General features: G+C 72.0%; 14 protein-coding genes and 1 pseudogene. 7 read left to right on the top strand and 8 right to left on the bottom strand.

Annotated elements, in window-relative coordinates; translation table 11 throughout:
* From ACH4K4_RS00850 to ACH4K4_RS00825, 6 genes are all read right to left on the bottom strand, one after another.
* A complete protein-coding gene (locus tag ACH4K4_RS00850) occupies positions 1-963 on the bottom strand; it encodes a sirohydrochlorin chelatase (protein ID WP_398163831.1) in 963 nt (320 codons plus the stop codon).
* 373 nt (positions 964-1,336) lie between these two features.
* Positions 1,337-2,350 (bottom strand): N-acetylglucosamine kinase, encoded by a 1,014-nt coding sequence (locus ACH4K4_RS00845; RefSeq protein WP_398163830.1) that lies wholly within the window; start codon positions 2,348-2,350, stop codon positions 1,337-1,339.
* Positions 2,337-3,347, bottom strand: a complete 1,011-nt coding sequence (locus ACH4K4_RS00840) for a phospholipid scramblase-related protein (protein WP_398163829.1) — start codon at positions 3,345-3,347, stop codon at positions 2,337-2,339. Before ACH4K4_RS00840 ends, ACH4K4_RS00845 begins: the two co-directional genes overlap by 14 nt.
* A 22-nt stretch (positions 3,348-3,369) precedes the next feature.
* Positions 3,370-4,047: a uracil-DNA glycosylase gene (locus ACH4K4_RS00835; RefSeq protein ID WP_398163828.1), complete on the bottom strand. Its 678-nt coding sequence runs from the start codon at positions 4,045-4,047 to the stop codon at positions 3,370-3,372.
* 106 nt (positions 4,048-4,153) lie between these two features.
* Positions 4,154-5,251, bottom strand: coding sequence for a WD40/YVTN/BNR-like repeat-containing protein (locus ACH4K4_RS00830; RefSeq protein ID WP_398163827.1), 1,098 nt, complete (start codon positions 5,249-5,251; stop codon positions 4,154-4,156).
* A 218-nt stretch (positions 5,252-5,469) separates the two neighbouring features.
* The gene (locus tag ACH4K4_RS00825; RefSeq protein ID WP_398163826.1) at positions 5,470-5,739 is read right to left on the bottom strand and encodes a GlsB/YeaQ/YmgE family stress response membrane protein; all 270 of its coding nucleotides are present in this window, start codon (positions 5,737-5,739) and stop codon (positions 5,470-5,472) included.
* A gap of 582 nt (positions 5,740-6,321) precedes the next feature.
* Here ACH4K4_RS00825 and ACH4K4_RS00820 point away from each other — a divergent pair.
* The 3 genes from ACH4K4_RS00820 to ACH4K4_RS00810 all read left to right on the top strand — a co-directional run bounded on the left by ACH4K4_RS00820 (position 6,322) and on the right by ACH4K4_RS00810 (position 9,737).
* On the top strand, positions 6,322-7,422 hold the full coding sequence (locus tag ACH4K4_RS00820) for an NADH:flavin oxidoreductase/NADH oxidase (RefSeq protein ID WP_398163825.1): 1,101 nt from the start codon (positions 6,322-6,324) through the stop codon (positions 7,420-7,422).
* Positions 7,423-7,577: 155 nt separating this feature from the next.
* The gene (locus ACH4K4_RS00815; protein WP_398163824.1) at positions 7,578-8,051 is read left to right on the top strand and encodes a MarR family winged helix-turn-helix transcriptional regulator; all 474 of its coding nucleotides are present in this window, start codon (positions 7,578-7,580) and stop codon (positions 8,049-8,051) included.
* A gap of 96 nt (positions 8,052-8,147) precedes the next feature.
* The gene (locus ACH4K4_RS00810; protein ID WP_398163823.1) at positions 8,148-9,737 is read left to right on the top strand and encodes an MFS transporter; all 1,590 of its coding nucleotides are present in this window, start codon (positions 8,148-8,150) and stop codon (positions 9,735-9,737) included.
* A gap of 75 nt (positions 9,738-9,812) precedes the next feature.
* Here the strand turns inward: ACH4K4_RS00810 and ACH4K4_RS00805 are convergent, their stop codons facing one another.
* A complete protein-coding gene (locus ACH4K4_RS00805; RefSeq protein ID WP_398163822.1) occupies positions 9,813-11,990 on the bottom strand; it encodes an ATP-binding protein in 2,178 nt (725 codons plus the stop codon).
* Between the two features lie 407 nt (positions 11,991-12,397).
* On the opposite strand from ACH4K4_RS00805, the gene ACH4K4_RS00800 reads away from it, so the two are divergent.
* The 4 genes from ACH4K4_RS00800 (at position 12,398) to ACH4K4_RS00785 (ending at position 15,081) form a co-directional block, all read left to right on the top strand.
* Entirely contained in the window at positions 12,398-12,904 is a 507-nt protein-coding gene (locus tag ACH4K4_RS00800; protein WP_398163821.1) for a MarR family winged helix-turn-helix transcriptional regulator, read from the top strand.
* A gap of 66 nt (positions 12,905-12,970) precedes the next feature.
* The gene (locus tag ACH4K4_RS00795) at positions 12,971-14,314 is read left to right on the top strand and encodes an FAD-dependent oxidoreductase (protein WP_398163820.1); all 1,344 of its coding nucleotides are present in this window, start codon (positions 12,971-12,973) and stop codon (positions 14,312-14,314) included.
* A gap of 70 nt (positions 14,315-14,384) precedes the next feature.
* Entirely contained in the window at positions 14,385-14,624 is a 240-nt protein-coding gene (locus ACH4K4_RS00790; RefSeq protein ID WP_398163819.1) for a hypothetical protein, read from the top strand.
* A 4-nt stretch (positions 14,625-14,628) separates the two neighbouring features.
* Entirely contained in the window at positions 14,629-15,081 is a 453-nt protein-coding gene (locus ACH4K4_RS00785) for a VOC family protein (RefSeq protein WP_398163818.1), read from the top strand.
* 13 nt (positions 15,082-15,094) lie between these two features.
* On the opposite strand, the pseudogene ACH4K4_RS00780 reads toward ACH4K4_RS00785, so the two are convergent.
* Positions 15,095-15,355 (bottom strand): annotated as a pseudogene (locus tag ACH4K4_RS00780) (NADP-dependent oxidoreductase); the annotation flags it as partial.
* Between the last annotated feature and the right edge of the window lie 20 nt (positions 15,356-15,375).

Here is a 15,375-nt window from a genome sequence, read left to right as displayed (position 1 = left end):
TCACCGAACCGGCGCGCCCTGCCCCGCCGTCTGCAGCGTGATGCCCAACGCCGCCGCGTAGTTCGACAGCACGAGACGGCCGACCGTGCCGTAGGCGCCAAGGGGCTCCGCCGCCGAGCAGCCCGCTTCCGCTGCCGCCGCCCCCACCAGGCCGTCGGCGATCTCGGGACCGATCAGGTACGGGGCCAGGGCCAGGTGCTGCGAGCCCGAGGAGCGCAGCTGCTCGGCGGTGCGGGCGATCGCGCCCTCCTCGTCCAGCGCGGCGGCCAGCACCGGCACCGCCAGGCGGGCGGAGAGCAGCATGCCGGTGATCCCGGCGGCCTGTACCGCCTCGTCGCCGCCGACGGTGGCGAGGATGATGCCGTCCGCGGCCGTCGCGACCGTGAACAGGCGCGCCCGGTCGGCGCGGGCCAGACCGGCCTCGGAGAGGCGGACGTGCAGGGCCTCGGCGAGGAGCGGGTGCGGGCCGAGCACGTCGGTCAGCTCGGCGGCCGAACCGCTGTTCATGATCGCCTGGCGTATGCGGCGGAGCAGCGCGCTGTCCGGTCCGGCCAGCAGCGGCACGACCACGGCGGGCGGCCCCTGCGGCTCGGGCTGCGAGCCGTCGCCGGTACGGGCCTTGTGCTCGCCGGCGGCCTGCGCCAGCACGGCCTCCAGCGCGGGGAACTCCGCGTCGCCGCCGTCCACGTAACCGACCCGGGCGTCGAGGCCGGGCAGCTCGGACCGGGCGATGCTGGTCACCTCCGACGCCAGGCCGCGCGCGGCGGCGGTGGGGGCGCCGGGCACGGCGAGGACCAGCGCGGGCGCGCCCTCGGGCGCGGCGGCGGGCTCCGGACGGCGGTGCCGACCGGACTGTCGGGGACGCGGCATTCGTACAGGCAGGCCGGGTGCGGCGTCGCCCGAGCTCGGAGGAACTTCGTCAAAGCGGGGCGAGCCGGGTGCGGGCCCAGTGGGGGAACTCATGGCGTCGCATGCTAATGCCTCGGGGGTCCCCCGCGCGGCGGGAGGGTTCGGTCGGGAGGTATACGTGCCGGTTTGTCCCGCGCGCCGTATGAGCAGGTCAGAGGGTGGATGGGGTGGTTCGGGAGGGGGCGCCCGCGGCTCGTGGGGTGGGCCGGGCGACCGGTGGCGACTGCTGAGCGATCCGCGACGCTCGCTGCGCGATACGCGTCGGTCCGGCGATGGCCGGTGGCGGTGCGGTGACCGATCGTGACGGGTATCGAAGACATGACAATGCGTCTCGTCGGACCGGGGGAACGTGACGTGGAGGCGTACGGGTGCGGGGACCGCCGTCGCGCGTTGCGGGCGCCACGGCGGCCCGTGCACCGACGACGGGTCAGGTGACCCGCAACAGCTTCTCGTCGGCCGGCAGCACCAGCCGGTCGGCGGCCAGCGCCGCGGCGACACGCAGCGCGCCGTCCAGCGGGTCGCCCGCCGGCTCGACACGGCGGGCCCGCGGCAGCAGCTCGGCGAACGCGGCGCGCAGCGGCGCCAGCAGCGGCTCGCCCAGATGCAGAAGGCCGCCGGTGAAGGCCACCGCGCTGCCCGGCGCCGACGGGCAGACGGCGGCTGCCGACTCCGCGAGGTGCCGAGCGGCCTCCCGCAGGATCGCCGCCGCCACGGCGTCGTGCCCGGCACAGGCGGCCACCTCGGGCGCGAAGGACGCCAGTACGGCCGTGCGGTCGGCGCGCGGGTACAGCGCGCCGGGCAGCTCGGCCGCCGCACCGAACATCGCCTCCATACGGTCCAGCAGTACGTCCGAGCCGCCCGGCCGCCCGTCGTGGGCGCGCAGCGCGGCCTCCAGCCCGGCCCGGCCGATCCAGGCGCCGCTGCCGCAGTCGCCCAGCAGGTGGCCCCAGCCGTCGGCGCGGCGCCAGCCGCCCGCCGGGGTGAGGTCCGTGCCCGTCGCGATCACGCCCGTACCGGCGGCCACCACCGCGCCGGGCGCCTGCCCGAGCGCCCCGGCGTACGCGGTCACGGCATCGGCGGCCAGCGCGAGACGCCGTACGCCGAACGCCTCGGCCAGCGCCGACGGCAGCTCGGCGCGCAGCTCCGTACCGAGCGTGGCCATGCCCGAGGCGCCGACGCACACCGCGTCCAGGCGCCGCGCGCCGGTGTCCCGCATCAGGTCCTGGGCGGCGGGCACCAGCTGTTTGAGCAACTGCTGGGCGTCCATGCCGTTCGGTCCCGTGCCGATGGGCTCCTGGGAGGCGTACGAGGCGAGCGGCCGCGCGTCCCGCTCGTCCGCGCGGGCGACGGCGATCCGCAGGCCCGAACCGCCCGAATCCACCCCCAGGACATGGCCGGGTGCCGGGCGCGGAGCGCTGCCCCCTGGCTCAGCCGAACCCACGGGCGTCCTGCTTGAGCGCGGTGTCCACGGTCAGCGCGGTGGCGACGACCAGGCTCCGCAGCGGCTCGGGCAGCTGGCAGTGGATCTGCAGGACGTAGTTGTCCGCGGTGGTGAACATCGTCTTGGCCAGGCCCTCCCAGGTCTTGGTGATCCGGGCGACCTCGGTGTCTGCGTGGTCGACGATCGCGAAGTTCCAGGCGCGCCAGTTCTCCGCCCTGATGGCGCCGACCTGCTGCCCACCCGCCATCATCGCGAAGTTGATCTTGCCGATGGCGTTCTGCTGCACGATCTCACCGACCGGCTGCCCGTCGGGCCGCTCCACCAGCACCTTCGACTTGATGAACTTCGCCGGGCGGGTCAGGACCAGCTGCGGCTGCCCGTACGCGTCACGGATCTCCAGCCGGTGGGTCATGTACTGGTCGAGGCTGGAGACGATCCGCAGCACCTTCTTCGCGGTGCTCTGGCCGACCTGCACGACCGTGCCGAGGGTGTTGCCGTGCTGGTCGAAAACGCTGTACTCGTTCGAGACCTCGATGAGCTTGGCCTTCTGGTTCACCACCAGGACCGGCTCGGTGAACAGGGAACCGCCGCCCTGCGCGGTCGGCGCGACACCGGCCTGCTGCTGCACCTGGTACTGCACCTTGCCCGGGTCGCCGGCCGGCTGCCCGTACCCTGCCTGGGCGTCAGGCGTCTGCCGGCCGACGCCGACGGGAACCTGCTGGCCGGCCTGCGGCGCGTGCTGCTGGGGCATCGGCTGCCCCACGCCCTGCTGCTGCGGCATCGGCTGTCCGGCGCCCTGCTGCTGGGGTGCGTACCCCTGACCGGGGCCCTGCTGCTGCCCGACCGACTGCTGAGCCGCCTGAGCCTGCCCCTGTCCCTGCGCCTGCCGGCCGGGGTGCGTGTGCTCGGTCCATCGGGAGCCGTCCCACCAGCGCAGCTGGTCGGGCGTGCCCTGCGGGTCGGCGTACCAACCCGCAGGGATGTTCGCGTTCGTCATGCGGGAACACTATCCCGCACGCTCAGGGCAGTCTCCAGTCCACCGGCTGCGCGCCCTGCCGCGCCAGCAGGTCGTTGGTCCTGCTGAACGGGCGCGAGCCGAAGAACCCCCGGTCCGCCGACATGGGGGAGGGGTGCGCGGACTCCACCGCGGGCAGGTCGCCGAGCAGGGGCCGAAGATTGCGCGCGTCGCGGCCCCACAGCACCGAGACCAGCGGTCGGCCGCGCGCCACCAGCGCCCTGATGGCCTGTTCGGTGACCACCTCCCAGCCCTTGCCCCGGTGCGCCGCCGGTTTGCGCGGTGCCGTCGTCAGCGCTCTGTTGAGCAACAGCACACCCTGCTGCGTCCACGGCGTGAGGTCGCCGTTGGACGGCCGCGGCAGCCCCAGGTCCGAGGACATCTCGCGGAAGATGTTCTCCAGGCTCCCGGGCAGCGGGCGTACGTCCGGCGCGACGGAGAAGCTCAGCCCCACCGCGTGCCCCGGGGTCGGGTACGGGTCCTGTCCGACGATCAGCACCCGGACGTCGTCGAAGGGCTGTTGGAAGGCCCGCAGCACATTGCTGCCCGCCGGCAGGTACGTGCGCCCCGCGGCGATCTCCGCCCGCAGGAACTCGCCCATCGAGGCGATCTGTCCGGCGACCGGCTCAAGTGCCTTGGCCCAGCCAGGTTCGACGATTTCATGAAGAGGTCGTGCAGCCACGCCGTCACCCTACTGGCCGCAAGGTGATCCTCTTCAACCGATGGCCCGACCCCCACGCCCGGTCCGGCCGCCCGCCCGGTCTTTCTCCCTCCCCTTTCACGGTTGCTCATCCAACGGCGGCTGCCCGCACGCACAGCACATCCGGGAGGTGCGAGGCCAGTTGCCGCCAGCTGTCGCCGTCGTCCGCGCTGGCGAAGAGCTCCCCGTTGCGGTTGCCGAAATAGACGCCCGCCGGGTCGGAGTCGTCGACGCACAGCGCGTCCCTGAGCACCGTGCCGTAGTGGTCCTCCCGCGGCAGGCCGTCGCTCAGCGCCTCCCAGCTCGCTCCCGCGTCGCCGGTGCGGTAGACCCGGCACCGGTGGTCCGCCGGAACCCGGTCCATGTCGGCGGTGATGGGAAAGACGTACGCGACACCGGCCCGGCGCGGGTGCGCGGCCGTGGCGAACCCGAAGTCGGAGGGCAGTCCGCCGCCGATGTCCGTCCACCGCGCGCCCGCGTCGTCGCTCCGGTAAACGCCCCAGTGGTTCTGGAGATAGAGCCGGTCCCGGTCCACCGGGTCCTGCGCGATCTTGTGCACGCACTGCCCGAACTCGGGGTCCGGGTCCGGCAGGAACACGGCCTTCACGCCGCTGTTCGACGGCGCCCAGGTCTCGCCCCCGTCCGTCGTGCGGAACACGCCGGCGGCGGACACCGCGACCGTCACCGCGTCCGCGTTACGCGGGTCCGTGATCACCGTGTGCACCGCCAGGCCGCCGCCGCCCGGCTCCCACCGCTCCCTGGAAGGGTGGTCCCACAGCGGACGTACGAGCTCGAACGTCTCGCCCCCGTCCTCGGAGCGGAACAGCCCGCCGGGCTCCGTCCCCGCGTAGACCACACCGGGCGCGGCCGGGCCGGCCGGGTGGAGCTGCCACACCCGCTCCAGTGAAGTCCCGGTGTACGGCGGGTACTTCACCGCCGGCTTGGCCGGCTCCTGCCAGGTCTCGCCGAGATCGTCGGAATGGAAGACCGAGGGCCCCCAATGCGCGCTGTCCGCACCGGCCAGCAGCCGGGGGACCGGGCCGCGGGTGTCGATGCCGATCGAGTACACCGCCTGGGCGGCGAAATGCGGGCCGCCCAGCTCCCAGTCGCCACGCCGCCGCCGGCCGATGAAGAGCCCTTTGCGAGTGCCTACCGCGAGTACTACGTCTGCCTTGCCGGATGCCATCTCGAACACCTCCGGGACGCCGTTGTCTCAGGTATGGGCCAGTCTGCACCCGACCACTGACAACGGCCCTGCGGCCCGCCGTCCGTGCAGGTCAGCGCATGAAAACCGGCCCCCTGCAAGCAGGGGGCCGGGCACCGCCACCGACCGGGCGGTCTCGCTCCGCTCCTTCTCGGCGGGCCGGCTGCCTTCCGCGCCGGGACCCGCGTCCGGGCCTCGCCTCAGTGCCGCTGGTTGCGGCCGAGTGTCACGCGGTAGATCGCCAGGACGATTACCGAGCCGACGATGGCCGCGATCCACGTCGAGAGGTGGAAGAAGCCGTTGATCGACTCCACACCGAAGATCACCTTGCCGAGCCAGCCGCCCAGCAGACCACCGACGATGCCGATGAGCATGGTGACGAGGCATCCGCCGGGGTCCTTGCCCGGCATCAGCGCCTTCGCGATCGCGCCTGCCAGCAGTCCGATCAAGACCCACGCGATGATTCCCATGGCAGCTTCACCTCGTTCGCAAATAAGATCAAAACGCTTCAGCTCTGGTGTTTCCCCGTTTTGCGGATCGAAACACTGCAAGCGGTTCGGGCCTCTGTGCGACATCGTGCGCCCGCCGAGCCGTTCCTCCTCTCCGCGCCCCGAGCGGCCCGCCGTGCGTGCTCAAGATGGCGGAAAGTTGCATCTGCGCACGCCTCGACCGGCCGGATGCGAGCGGTCCGAGGGTTCGAACAGCTCGCCGCCCGGCCCCCGCGCCGCGTACGCGCCGCCCCTCGCGCCGTCAAAATTCGCTCGAACGAGGAAAGCGGAGCCCCTTATCGTGAGCCGGTCGGCCCAGGAGCGACGCTCCCGGGCGGGCTGCCGGTCGCGGCGGTACGGGGGTACGTCGCGAGCCGGCCGGAACGGCGGCAGGCGGGGGGATCGCCATCATCCTCCGAGGCCGAGCTCGGTACGCGGGGCCGGGCCCACCAGGGTCCGGCCCCGTCGCATGTACGAGAACCTTCGTAGTTTGACAACCGCCGTACTACGAGGTTTATCGTATGAAGCGTCAAGCAGGAGCAACCCCGACAGCGGGAGTCAACCGTGAGCGCACTGTTCGAGCCCATCACCCTTCGGTCGCTGACCATTCCGAATCGCATCTGGATGGCTCCCATGTGCATGTACTCGGCGGCTCCGGACGGCCCCGAGCAGGGCGTGCCCAACGACTGGCACTTCCAGCACCTGGCGTCGCGCGCCGCCGGCGGTACGGGGCTGATCCTGACCGAGGCGACGGCGGTGAGCCCCGAGGGGCGCATCAGCCCGTACGACCTGGGGCTGTGGAACGACGCGCAGACCGCCGCGTTCCGCCGGATCACCGACTTCCTGAAGGCGCAGGGCAGCGTCCCGGGCATCCAGATAGCGCACGCCGGCCGCAAGGCGTCGACCGAGCGCTCGTGGGTGGACCGCGGCGCGCCCATCGCCCCCGGCCAAGGGTACGGATGGCAGCCGGTGGGGCCGAGCCCGCTCGCGTTCGACGAGGCGTCCACCGCGCCGGCCGAGCTGTCGGCCGACGAGATCCAGGAGATCGTCGGGCAGTTCGCCGCCACCGCTCGGCGGGCGCTGGAGGCCGGCTTCCAGGTGGCGGAGATCCACGGTGCGCACGGCTACCTGATCAACGAGTTTCTGTCGCCGTTCACCAACCGCCGCACCGACGAGTACGGCGGCTCGTACGAGGGGCGCACCCGGTTCGCCCTTGAGGTGGTCGACGCGGTCCGGGCCGTGTGGCCCGAGGACCTGCCGGTCTTCTTCCGTATCTCGGCGACCGACTGGCTGTCGGAGAACGCGGACGACGAGCGCGAAGGCTGGACGGCCGACGACACCGTACGCTTCGCCGCCGACCTCAAGGCGCACGGCGTGGACCTCCTGGACGCCTCCACCGGCGGCAACGCCCCCGACGCCAAGATCGCCGTCGGCCCCGGCTACCAGGTGCCCTTCGCCGAGCGGGTCAAGAAGGAGACCGGTCTGCCGGTCGGCGCGGTCGGCCTGATCACCGAGGCCCGGCAGGCCGAGAAGATCGTCGCCGACGGCCAGGCGGACGTCGCCCTCATCGGCCGCGAACTCCTCCGCGACCCCTACTTCGCCCGCAACGCCGCCCGCGAACTGGGTGCCGACATCCACGTCCCCAACCCCTACCACCGCTCCTGACCCGGAGCGCCACCGAGCGCTCCCGGCCGAACGACGACGCGCCGTACCGGACTGCCCGGTACGGCGCGTCGCCGTACGTGCGCACAACAGGGGGCCGGCCCTCTCCCGGCGGGGAACTTTGACTTAGGTATGCAGTCATACCTATGCTCGTCCGTATGTCTGCCCCCAGCGCGTCCCCCCAGGACACCCGCCGCGTCGCCTCCGGGCTCGCGGCCGTCCTGCCCGCGCTGCACCGGGCGGTCGACCGGCGCATCGCCCAGGACTTCCCGCACCCCAAACTCCCCGACGGGCAACTGGCCCTGCTGCGGTTCGTCGGCGGGCACGACGGCGTCACCGTGCGCGCCGCGGCCGACGCGCTGATGCTGAAGCCGAACAACGCGAGTGCCCTGGTGACCCAGTTGGTCGGCCTGGGACTCCTGGAGCGCAGGCAGGACGCGGCCGACAAGCGGGTGGCCCACCTGCACCTGACGACCGTGGCGCGCAGCCGTCTCGACGAGGTCGCGAACCTGGTCGAGGGCTACTTCGCCGAGGCGCTCCACGCGCTCACCGACGGCGAACGGGACGCCATCGGCTCCGCCCTCGGCGCCTTGCAGGGGCTCGCCCAGCGGGTGCACCCCGCCGCCGGCTGACGCTCCTTCACCACTCGCCGCACTCCGCAGGCATCCCATTTCCCGGTCCGCCGCGGCCGGGCATCACCCTTTTTTACGAAGAAAACAGGCATCGCCATGTCCTCCACTGCCGTGGATCGCTCACCCCTGCCCGCACTGTCCCTCCCGCAAGGTCCCCGCGGCCGCCGGGGCCGCCCCTGGCTGACGCTCGTCGCGGTCGCCTTCGGCCTGTTCATGGTCGGGCTCGACGGCTCCGTCGTATCGATCGCCAACCCCGAGATCGGCCGGGACCTGAACGCGTCCACCGCCGACCTCCAGTGGGTCACCAACTCCTATCTCCTCGCCCTGGCCGCCACGCTGATCCTGGGCGGCAAGCTGGGCGACCGCTTCGGGCGGCGTACGTACTACCTCGTCGGCGTCGCCGGCTTCACCGTCTCGTCCGTGGCCATCGGGCTGGTGGGCAACATCGAGGGGGTCATCGCGTTCCGGGCGCTGCAGGGCTTCTTCGGGGCGCTGCTCATGCCGAACACGCTCGGACTGCTGCGGGCGGCCTTCCCGCCGAAGAAGTTCGGTATGGCGGTGGGCATCTGGGCGATGGTCTCGTCCGTCTCCACGGCGCTCGGTCCCATCGTCGGCGGCCTGCTCGTCGAGCACGTCAACTGGGAGTCCGTCTTCTACATCAACGCCCCGATCGGCGTCGTCGCGCTGGTCTTCAGCGGCCTGGTGCTGCCGCAGAGCAAGAACTCCACGGGACACCACAAGTTCGACCTCCCCGGTGTCGTCCTCCTCGCGCTCGGTCTGCTGGGCGTGGTGTTCGGCGTGGTCAAGGGCGAGACGTGGGGCTGGACCTCGGCAGGCACACTCGGCGCGATCGGCGCTGGCATCGTGCTCCTGCTCGTCTTCGGCCGGTACGAGACCCGCGTCGGGCACCCGTTGCTCCCGATGCGCCTGTTCCGCAACCCGGCCCTGACCATCGGCACGGTCATCACCGCGGTCAACTTCTTCGTCCTGCTCGGCGTGATCTTCTTCGTCATGCTGTACCTCCAGAACGTCCGCGGCTTCACCCCCGTCGAGGCGGGCGTCCGCACCCTCCCGCTGAGCCTCGCCTCCGTGGTCGCCTCACCGGCCGGCGCGGCGTTGACCGAGCGGTTCTCCGCACGGCTGTCCATGCCGCTGGGCATGCTGCTACAGGCGATCGCGTCCTTCTGGATGCTGGCCTGGGACGCGCACTCCTCGTACGCCGTCATGTGGCCGCCCTTCATCGCGCTCGGGCTCGGCGTCGGCATGGTGATGGCGGCCTCCTCCGACGCGATCGTCGGCAACGCGCCGGTGCGGGACGCCGGCGTCGCCGGTGGCCTGCAGGCCACCTCCCTACAGGTCGGCGGCGCTCTCGGTACCTCGGTCCTGGTGTCGTTGATCAGTGGCAAGGTCGGCTCCACCCTGACCGGCGAGCTGACCTCGGCCGGTGTCCCTGACACGGTCGCGCCCGGTTTCGAGAAGGCCAAGGACGCGGTGGCGATGGGCGTTTCGCCCGTCTCCCCGGGCATGCCCGCACAGCTCGGCGCCGCCGTCGTCGAGGGCAGCGGCAACGCGTTCATGAACGGTGTGCACGCCGCCGTCCTGACCACCGGCGTGCTGTGCGTCCTCGGCGCCGCACTCGCCGCGATCGGCGTGCGACGCACCCCGGAGGCCCCTGACCGGCCCTGACGGGCTGACGGACGACGGGCCCGGCCGGCAGGGCGAGTACCGCGTGGACGTATCCGTACTGATCACTTGGCGTGCCTACACGGCCCGTTCCCGCTCCGCGAGTCCGGCGAGCCGCTGCTGTACGTGCTCCGCCTCCGCTGACCGGTGCTGCGCCTGGTAGAGCTCCAGCGCTTGCTGCCAGGCTTCCCGGGCCTGCGTGTGGTGGCCCAGGGCGTCGTGGGCTTGTCCCAGACTGTCCAGGACGAGCGCTTCGTAGAAGGTGTTGCCGATGTCGCGGAACAGGGCGAGGGCGGGCAGGCCGTAGTCCAGGACCTGGGTGTGCCGGCCGGTGCACAGGCCCAGGTAGGCGTGGACGCTCAGCGAGAGCGCCTCGCCATTGCGGTTCTGGTGGCGGCGGTGCAGGAGCAGGGCGCGCTCGCCGTGGGTGCGGGCCTGCTCGAAATGGCCGAGTTGCGCGGAGTACCAGGCCGCCTGGTTGAGACCGCGGGCCTCCCATTCCTGGTCGTCGAGCGCCTGGAACAGGCTCAGCGAGTGGGTGGCGTGGTCCAGGGCCGACGGGATCTCGCCCTGCTGCCCCCAGGTCCACGCGAGCACGCGGTGTGTGTGGGCCTGGCTCGGCAGGTCGCCGGCGCGCTCCGCCAGGGTGAGGGCTTCGTGGAGGTGCTCCAGGGCCTCGGTGTGTCGGCCCACCAGGGCGCAGATTTCGGCGAGGAGGCGGTGCGCCGGCGCCTGGAGGGCCGAGTCGCCCAGCTGCCGGGCAGCGGCCAGACCGGCGCGTGCGAAGGTGACCTGGTCGGCGAGGAGCCCCCGCCGCCAGTGGTACGTGTGCAGCGCCGAGGCCAGCTGCCACACCTGTGTGTGCCACCCCCGCTCCACGGCCAGGCGCTGCGCGGCCAGCAGGCCGGGGTGTTCGGCATCCAGCCACGCCAGTGCCTTCGCCTCGTCCTGGAGCGGGTGGGGACGGCAGCCGGGTGCGGGCGCGTCGAGTGCGACCGACTCGCGATGAGGGTCCAGGACCTGGTCGCCGGTGTAGGCCGTGTGCAGGTAGAAGTCCACCAGCCGCCGCAGCGCGTCGTCGCGGCTGTCTTCGGTGTGGTGGTGGCGCGCTTGCTCGGAGGCGTGGAGACGGATCAGGTCGTGCAGCCGGTAGCGCCCGGGGGCCGGCTGGGTCAGCAGGTGCGCGGTTTCCAACTCCCGCAGCAGGGCGCGCACGCGGGCCGCCGGGAGCCCGGCCAGGGAGACGGCGGCGGGCTGGCTGATGTCCGGCCCTGGCGCCAGGCCCAGCAGCCCGAGCAGCGCGGCCGCCTCGGGGCACAGGGCGTGGTACGACGACGAGAACACCGCCCGCAGGTTCAGCGGGATCTCGCCGGCGTCCAGCTCGTCGAGCCGGGTCGTGTGGTCGCGCAGCTCCTCGGCCAGCAGACTCAAGGGGAAGCCGGGGTGTGTGGTGGCGCGGGCGGCCACGATGCTCAACGCGAGCGGCAGCCCCGCACAGCAGGCCAGGAACGCCTCGATGGCGTCCGGCTCGGCGGCAGCCCGCTCGGGGCCCAGGTGAGCTGTCAGCAGCTGGCGCGCCTCGGCCTCGGGCAGTACGTCCAGGTCCAGCGACCGGGCGCCGTGGGTGGTGACCAGACCGGCCAGCCGGCGGCGGCTGGTCACCAGCACCGTGCAGGCGGAATTCCCGGGTAGCAGCGGGGTCACGTGGGTGGTGTCGCGGGCGTTGTCCAGCACGATCAGCATGCGGCGGTCGGCGACCAGGCTGCGGTAGAGGCCCGCTTGGGCGTCCGGGTCGGCGGGAATTCCGGACGGTTCGACGCCGAGGGCGTGCAGGAATCCCCGTACCGCTTCCCCGGCGGGCATGGGATCTCCGAGAGGGGTGAAGCCCCGCAGGTCCACGAACAATTGGCCGTCGGGAAAACGATCGGCGTGCCGGTGCGCCCAGTAAAGGGCCAGCCAGGTCTTGCCGATTCCGCCGGCGCCACCGATCGCCGAAATGGCCACCGTGGCGCCGGAATGCGCCGTCTCGTCCAGCGCGGCGGTGAGCGCCGCCAGCTCCCGGGCCCGACCGGTGAACCACCGGGGCGCGGCCGGCAGTTGGTGGGGCACCGCCGCGTGCTCGCGCCCGGGGTGCAGATGGACGTCGCCGTGAATGGCTCCGGCCTGCACCACGTGTCCGCGGACCGGCGCGCGTACCTCGTTGCGGACCCGCGGGGCCGGAGGGTCCTGGTCACTTGTCGTGTGTTCCGTCGTCATCGCCTCCGATCGCGAGCCGGCAGCCGGAATATGCCCAGTCTGCTGCGGGCGGGGGACGGCGAGGCGGGTCATGCTTATTTGCACTCGTGTGAGTGACGGATATTTCCATGGGACGACGTTTTCCTTATCCCCAGACAATGCGCGAGGCGGGGTCCGGGGCATAAGAGCAGTACGCGCCCGTCCGAATGCTGTGCTCCAGGTGCAATCCCAGCACGGGGTCGTGCTCCGGGGTGGCCGGCACGGCGGCTTCCAGCGGTCACTGGCGCCCGTGCAGGTCCCAGAGAGAGGCGAGAGCTCCGGCCAGCCGTACGGCACCGTCGACGCCCAGGTCCCGAGTCGCGCAGTACCTTGAAAATCGTGTATCTTGGAAATCAAGGTAAATGTGACGGTGAAGGGACGTGCGGAGCGTGGCTGAGGAGACCGAGTCGATCGAGGCCGCCCTGGGCGGGGCGGTGCAGGCGTACCAAGGAGCCGTCGACGACTTCGACCGGGAGATGGCGCGCCTGCTGGGCGTCAACGAGACCGACCTGCGGTGCCTGGAGCTGCTGCTGAGCGCGGACCGGGCCACCCCCGGCGAACTGGGCAGCCGGCTGGGGCTGACCACGGGCAGTGTGACCGCGATGATCGACCGCCTGGAGAAGCGCGGCCACCTCGCCCGTGCCCCGCACCCCACCGACCGGCGCAGCACCTTCGTGCAGGTCACCCCGGCCTTCCGGGAGCGCGCTTCCGCGCTGATCGAACCCTTCCTCCACGACTCCGCCACAGAGGTCTTCGCCCGCTACACCACCGCACAGCTCGCCCTGGTCGCGGACTTCCTCGACTTCTCGCGCGGCATCCAGGAACGCCACACCGAGCGCCTGCGCGCCGTACCCGCGCCGAAGCGGGGTGGCAAGGCCGGCCCGGCGCCCGCGTAGCGCCGGCGGGCCGGAGCCGGCCACGCGCCCCATACAGCAATCCACCAGGAACAGAAGGCAGGACCCATGCACGTGATCATCATCGGGGCCGGTACCGGCGGCCTCGCCCTGGCGCACGGGCTCAAGCGCGCTGGTATCGGCTGCGCGGTCTACGAGCGCGACCGGACCCGCGGCGGCGGACTGCAGGGCTACCGCGTCGGCATCGACCACGACGGCAGCCGGGCCCTGTCGCAGTTGCTGCCGCCCGACCTGTTCGAGACCTTCGCGGCCACCTGCGCCCGTACCCCCGACCGCTTCAACATGTTCACCGAGCAGTACAAGGAACTGCTGTCCCTGGAGGGCTTCGCGCGGGCCAGCGCCGACCAGGCGGGCGCGGAACGCTCCGTCTCCCGGATGACGCTGCGCCAAGTGCTGCTCACCGGCCTCGAAGACCTCGTGCACTTCGACAAGGTCTTCACCCACTACGAGGGCAACCACGACGGCACGGTCACCGCGCACTTCGAAGACGGCACCACCGCCACCGGCGACGTCCTGGTCGGCGCGGACGGCTCGCAGTCGCCGGTCCGCCGCCAGTACCTGCCGCACGCCGAACTCAAGGACGCCGGGATCACCGCCATCGCGGGCAAGGTGCCGCTGACGGACGTGTCCCGGGCCCTGCTGACCGACCGGACGATCGACGGCGTCAACCTCTTCTTCGCCCCCGGCGGGTACTCCCTGATCCTCCACGTCATGCAGTTCCCCTGGGACCAGGACGGCGCCCCCAAGAGCGGGATCGGCGCCAGCGACGCGGACCTCATCAAGAACTGGCCTGGCCTGCAGTACGACAACACCCGCGACTACATCATGCTCGGCCTCAGCGGTGCCAGGCAGAACCTGCCCGCCGACGTCATGGAGCGGGACGGGCTCCGACTACAGAGCCTGATGCGGGATTTGATGCGCACCTGGGACCCGCGCCTGCGCGCCCTCGCCGGGCTCGTGGACCCCTCGACCTGCTTCCCGATACGCATCCGCACCTCGGTGCCGATCGACCCGTGGCCCTCCAGCAACATCACCCTCATCGGTGACGCCATCCACACCATGACCCCGGGCCGCGGGGTCGGCGCCAACACCGCGCTGCGCGACGCCGTGCTGCTGTGCCGCAACCTGACCGCCGCCCGCGACGGCCGGACGCCGCTGGTCTCCGCGATCCGCGACTACGAGACCCGGATGATCGACTACGGCTTCGACGCGGTGCGCAAGTCGCTGGCGCAGATGAGCGGTGACGACCCGATCCACAAGCCCGTCATCGGACGCGCCGTGCTGGCCGCGATGCGCACCGGCATGCGCGTCGTCAACCACCTGCCGCCCGTGAAGCGCAAGATGGCCGCCTCGCAGCAGGCCTACCGCGGCCAGGACCGCGACGAGCGGTAGGCGCCGGCACCCTCGAAACGGACCACTACGAAGTGGCCTGCGCCTCGAACAGTCCAAGGTGGCGGTCTCGGTGCACGCCGACGACATCGACTCCGTCCACGACGACTACTACGACCACGAGGCGGCCTGCGAGGCCATCGCCGTGACCGCCCATGACGACGACCCCCGCACCTGGCGTTGCCTCGACTTCGAGCGCAAGCCGAACGCGGGTTACGACAGCAGCATGGTCCTCGCCACGCCCGAGCAGGCGGAAGCGCTGCGCGAGCGCCTGGGTTTCACGTTCCTCGGCGGCGACGAGGTATATAACTGATCATATGACCTTGACGTGGAAGTTGGTTGTCGACAGTACGAACGCGCCCGCCCTCGCGGACTTCTGGGCGGCGGCCCTGGAGTACGAGGTGGAGGACCCCAGCGCGCTCGTCGGGCAGTTGCTGGCCGCCGGGCACATCGGCGAGGAGGCGGTCACCGAGCACGACGGCCGCAAGCTGTTCCGTGGTTACGCCGCGATCCGCCACCCCGAGGACCCGTTCGACCCGACCAGCGGCGTCGGCCAGGGCAGGCGGCTGCTCTTCCAGGACGTGCCCGAGAGCAAGTCCGGCAAGAACCGCCTGCACATCGACGTGCACGCCGGGCCCGGCGGCCTTGAGGAGCTGGTGGCCCGGCTGGAGGGCCTGGGGGCGACCCGCGTCAGCGAGGTCGACAAGGGCCCCGCCGGGCACTGGTGGCTCATGCGGGACCCGGAGGGGAACGAGTTCTGCGCCGCGTAGCCGACGGGGGCGCCTACGGCTGTTCCGCCGCGACCCGCACCAGCATCTTGCCGGTGTTGGCGCCGCGGAGCATGCCGAGGAACGCGTCCACCACGCAGTCGAAGCCGTGGGCCACGGTCTGCACGTCGCGGACGCGCCCCGCTTGCAGGTGCGGGACGAGAAAGTCCGCCAACTCGCCCTGCGCGTCGCGGCGGTTGCGTACCAGGACGCCCTCCAGGCGCAGGCTCTTCTCGACGATGTCGAAGAGGTTGCGGGGCGCGGCGGGCGGCCGGGCACGGTCGCTTCGGTGAAGGC

Origin of the sequence: Streptomyces sp. NPDC017529, assembly GCF_044329785.1 — a bacterium.
In the GTDB taxonomy this organism is placed as follows: domain Bacteria; phylum Actinomycetota; class Actinomycetes; order Streptomycetales; family Streptomycetaceae; genus Streptomyces.
The sequence above is the reverse complement of the archived record's forward strand: the minus strand, read 5'-3'. Positions and strand labels throughout refer to the sequence as shown.

Bases quoted from the DNA above. Each gene is read 5' to 3' on its own strand.
- ACH4K4_RS00815 (WP_398163824.1), top strand. From the start codon at position 7,578: ATGTCTGCCCCCAGCGCGTCCCCCCAGGACACCCGCCGCGTCGCCTCC.
- ACH4K4_RS00785 (WP_398163818.1), top strand. From the start codon at position 14,629: ATGACCTTGACGTGGAAGTTGGTTGTCGACAGTACGAACGCGCCCGCC.
- ACH4K4_RS00825 (WP_398163826.1), bottom strand. From the start codon at position 5,739: ATGGGAATCATCGCGTGGGTCTTGATCGGACTGCTGGCAGGCGCGATC.
- ACH4K4_RS00795 (WP_398163820.1), top strand. From the start codon at position 12,971: ATGCACGTGATCATCATCGGGGCCGGTACCGGCGGCCTCGCCCTGGCG.
- ACH4K4_RS00850 (WP_398163831.1), bottom strand. From the start codon at position 963: ATGAGTTCCCCCACTGGGCCCGCACCCGGCTCGCCCCGCTTTGACGAA.
- ACH4K4_RS00840 (WP_398163829.1), bottom strand. From the start codon at position 3,347: ATGACGAACGCGAACATCCCTGCGGGTTGGTACGCCGACCCGCAGGGC.
- ACH4K4_RS00830 (WP_398163827.1), bottom strand. From the start codon at position 5,251: ATGGCATCCGGCAAGGCAGACGTAGTACTCGCGGTAGGCACTCGCAAA.
- ACH4K4_RS00810 (WP_398163823.1), top strand. From the start codon at position 8,148: ATGTCCTCCACTGCCGTGGATCGCTCACCCCTGCCCGCACTGTCCCTC.
- ACH4K4_RS00805 (WP_398163822.1), bottom strand. From the start codon at position 11,990: ATGACGACGGAACACACGACAAGTGACCAGGACCCTCCGGCCCCGCGG.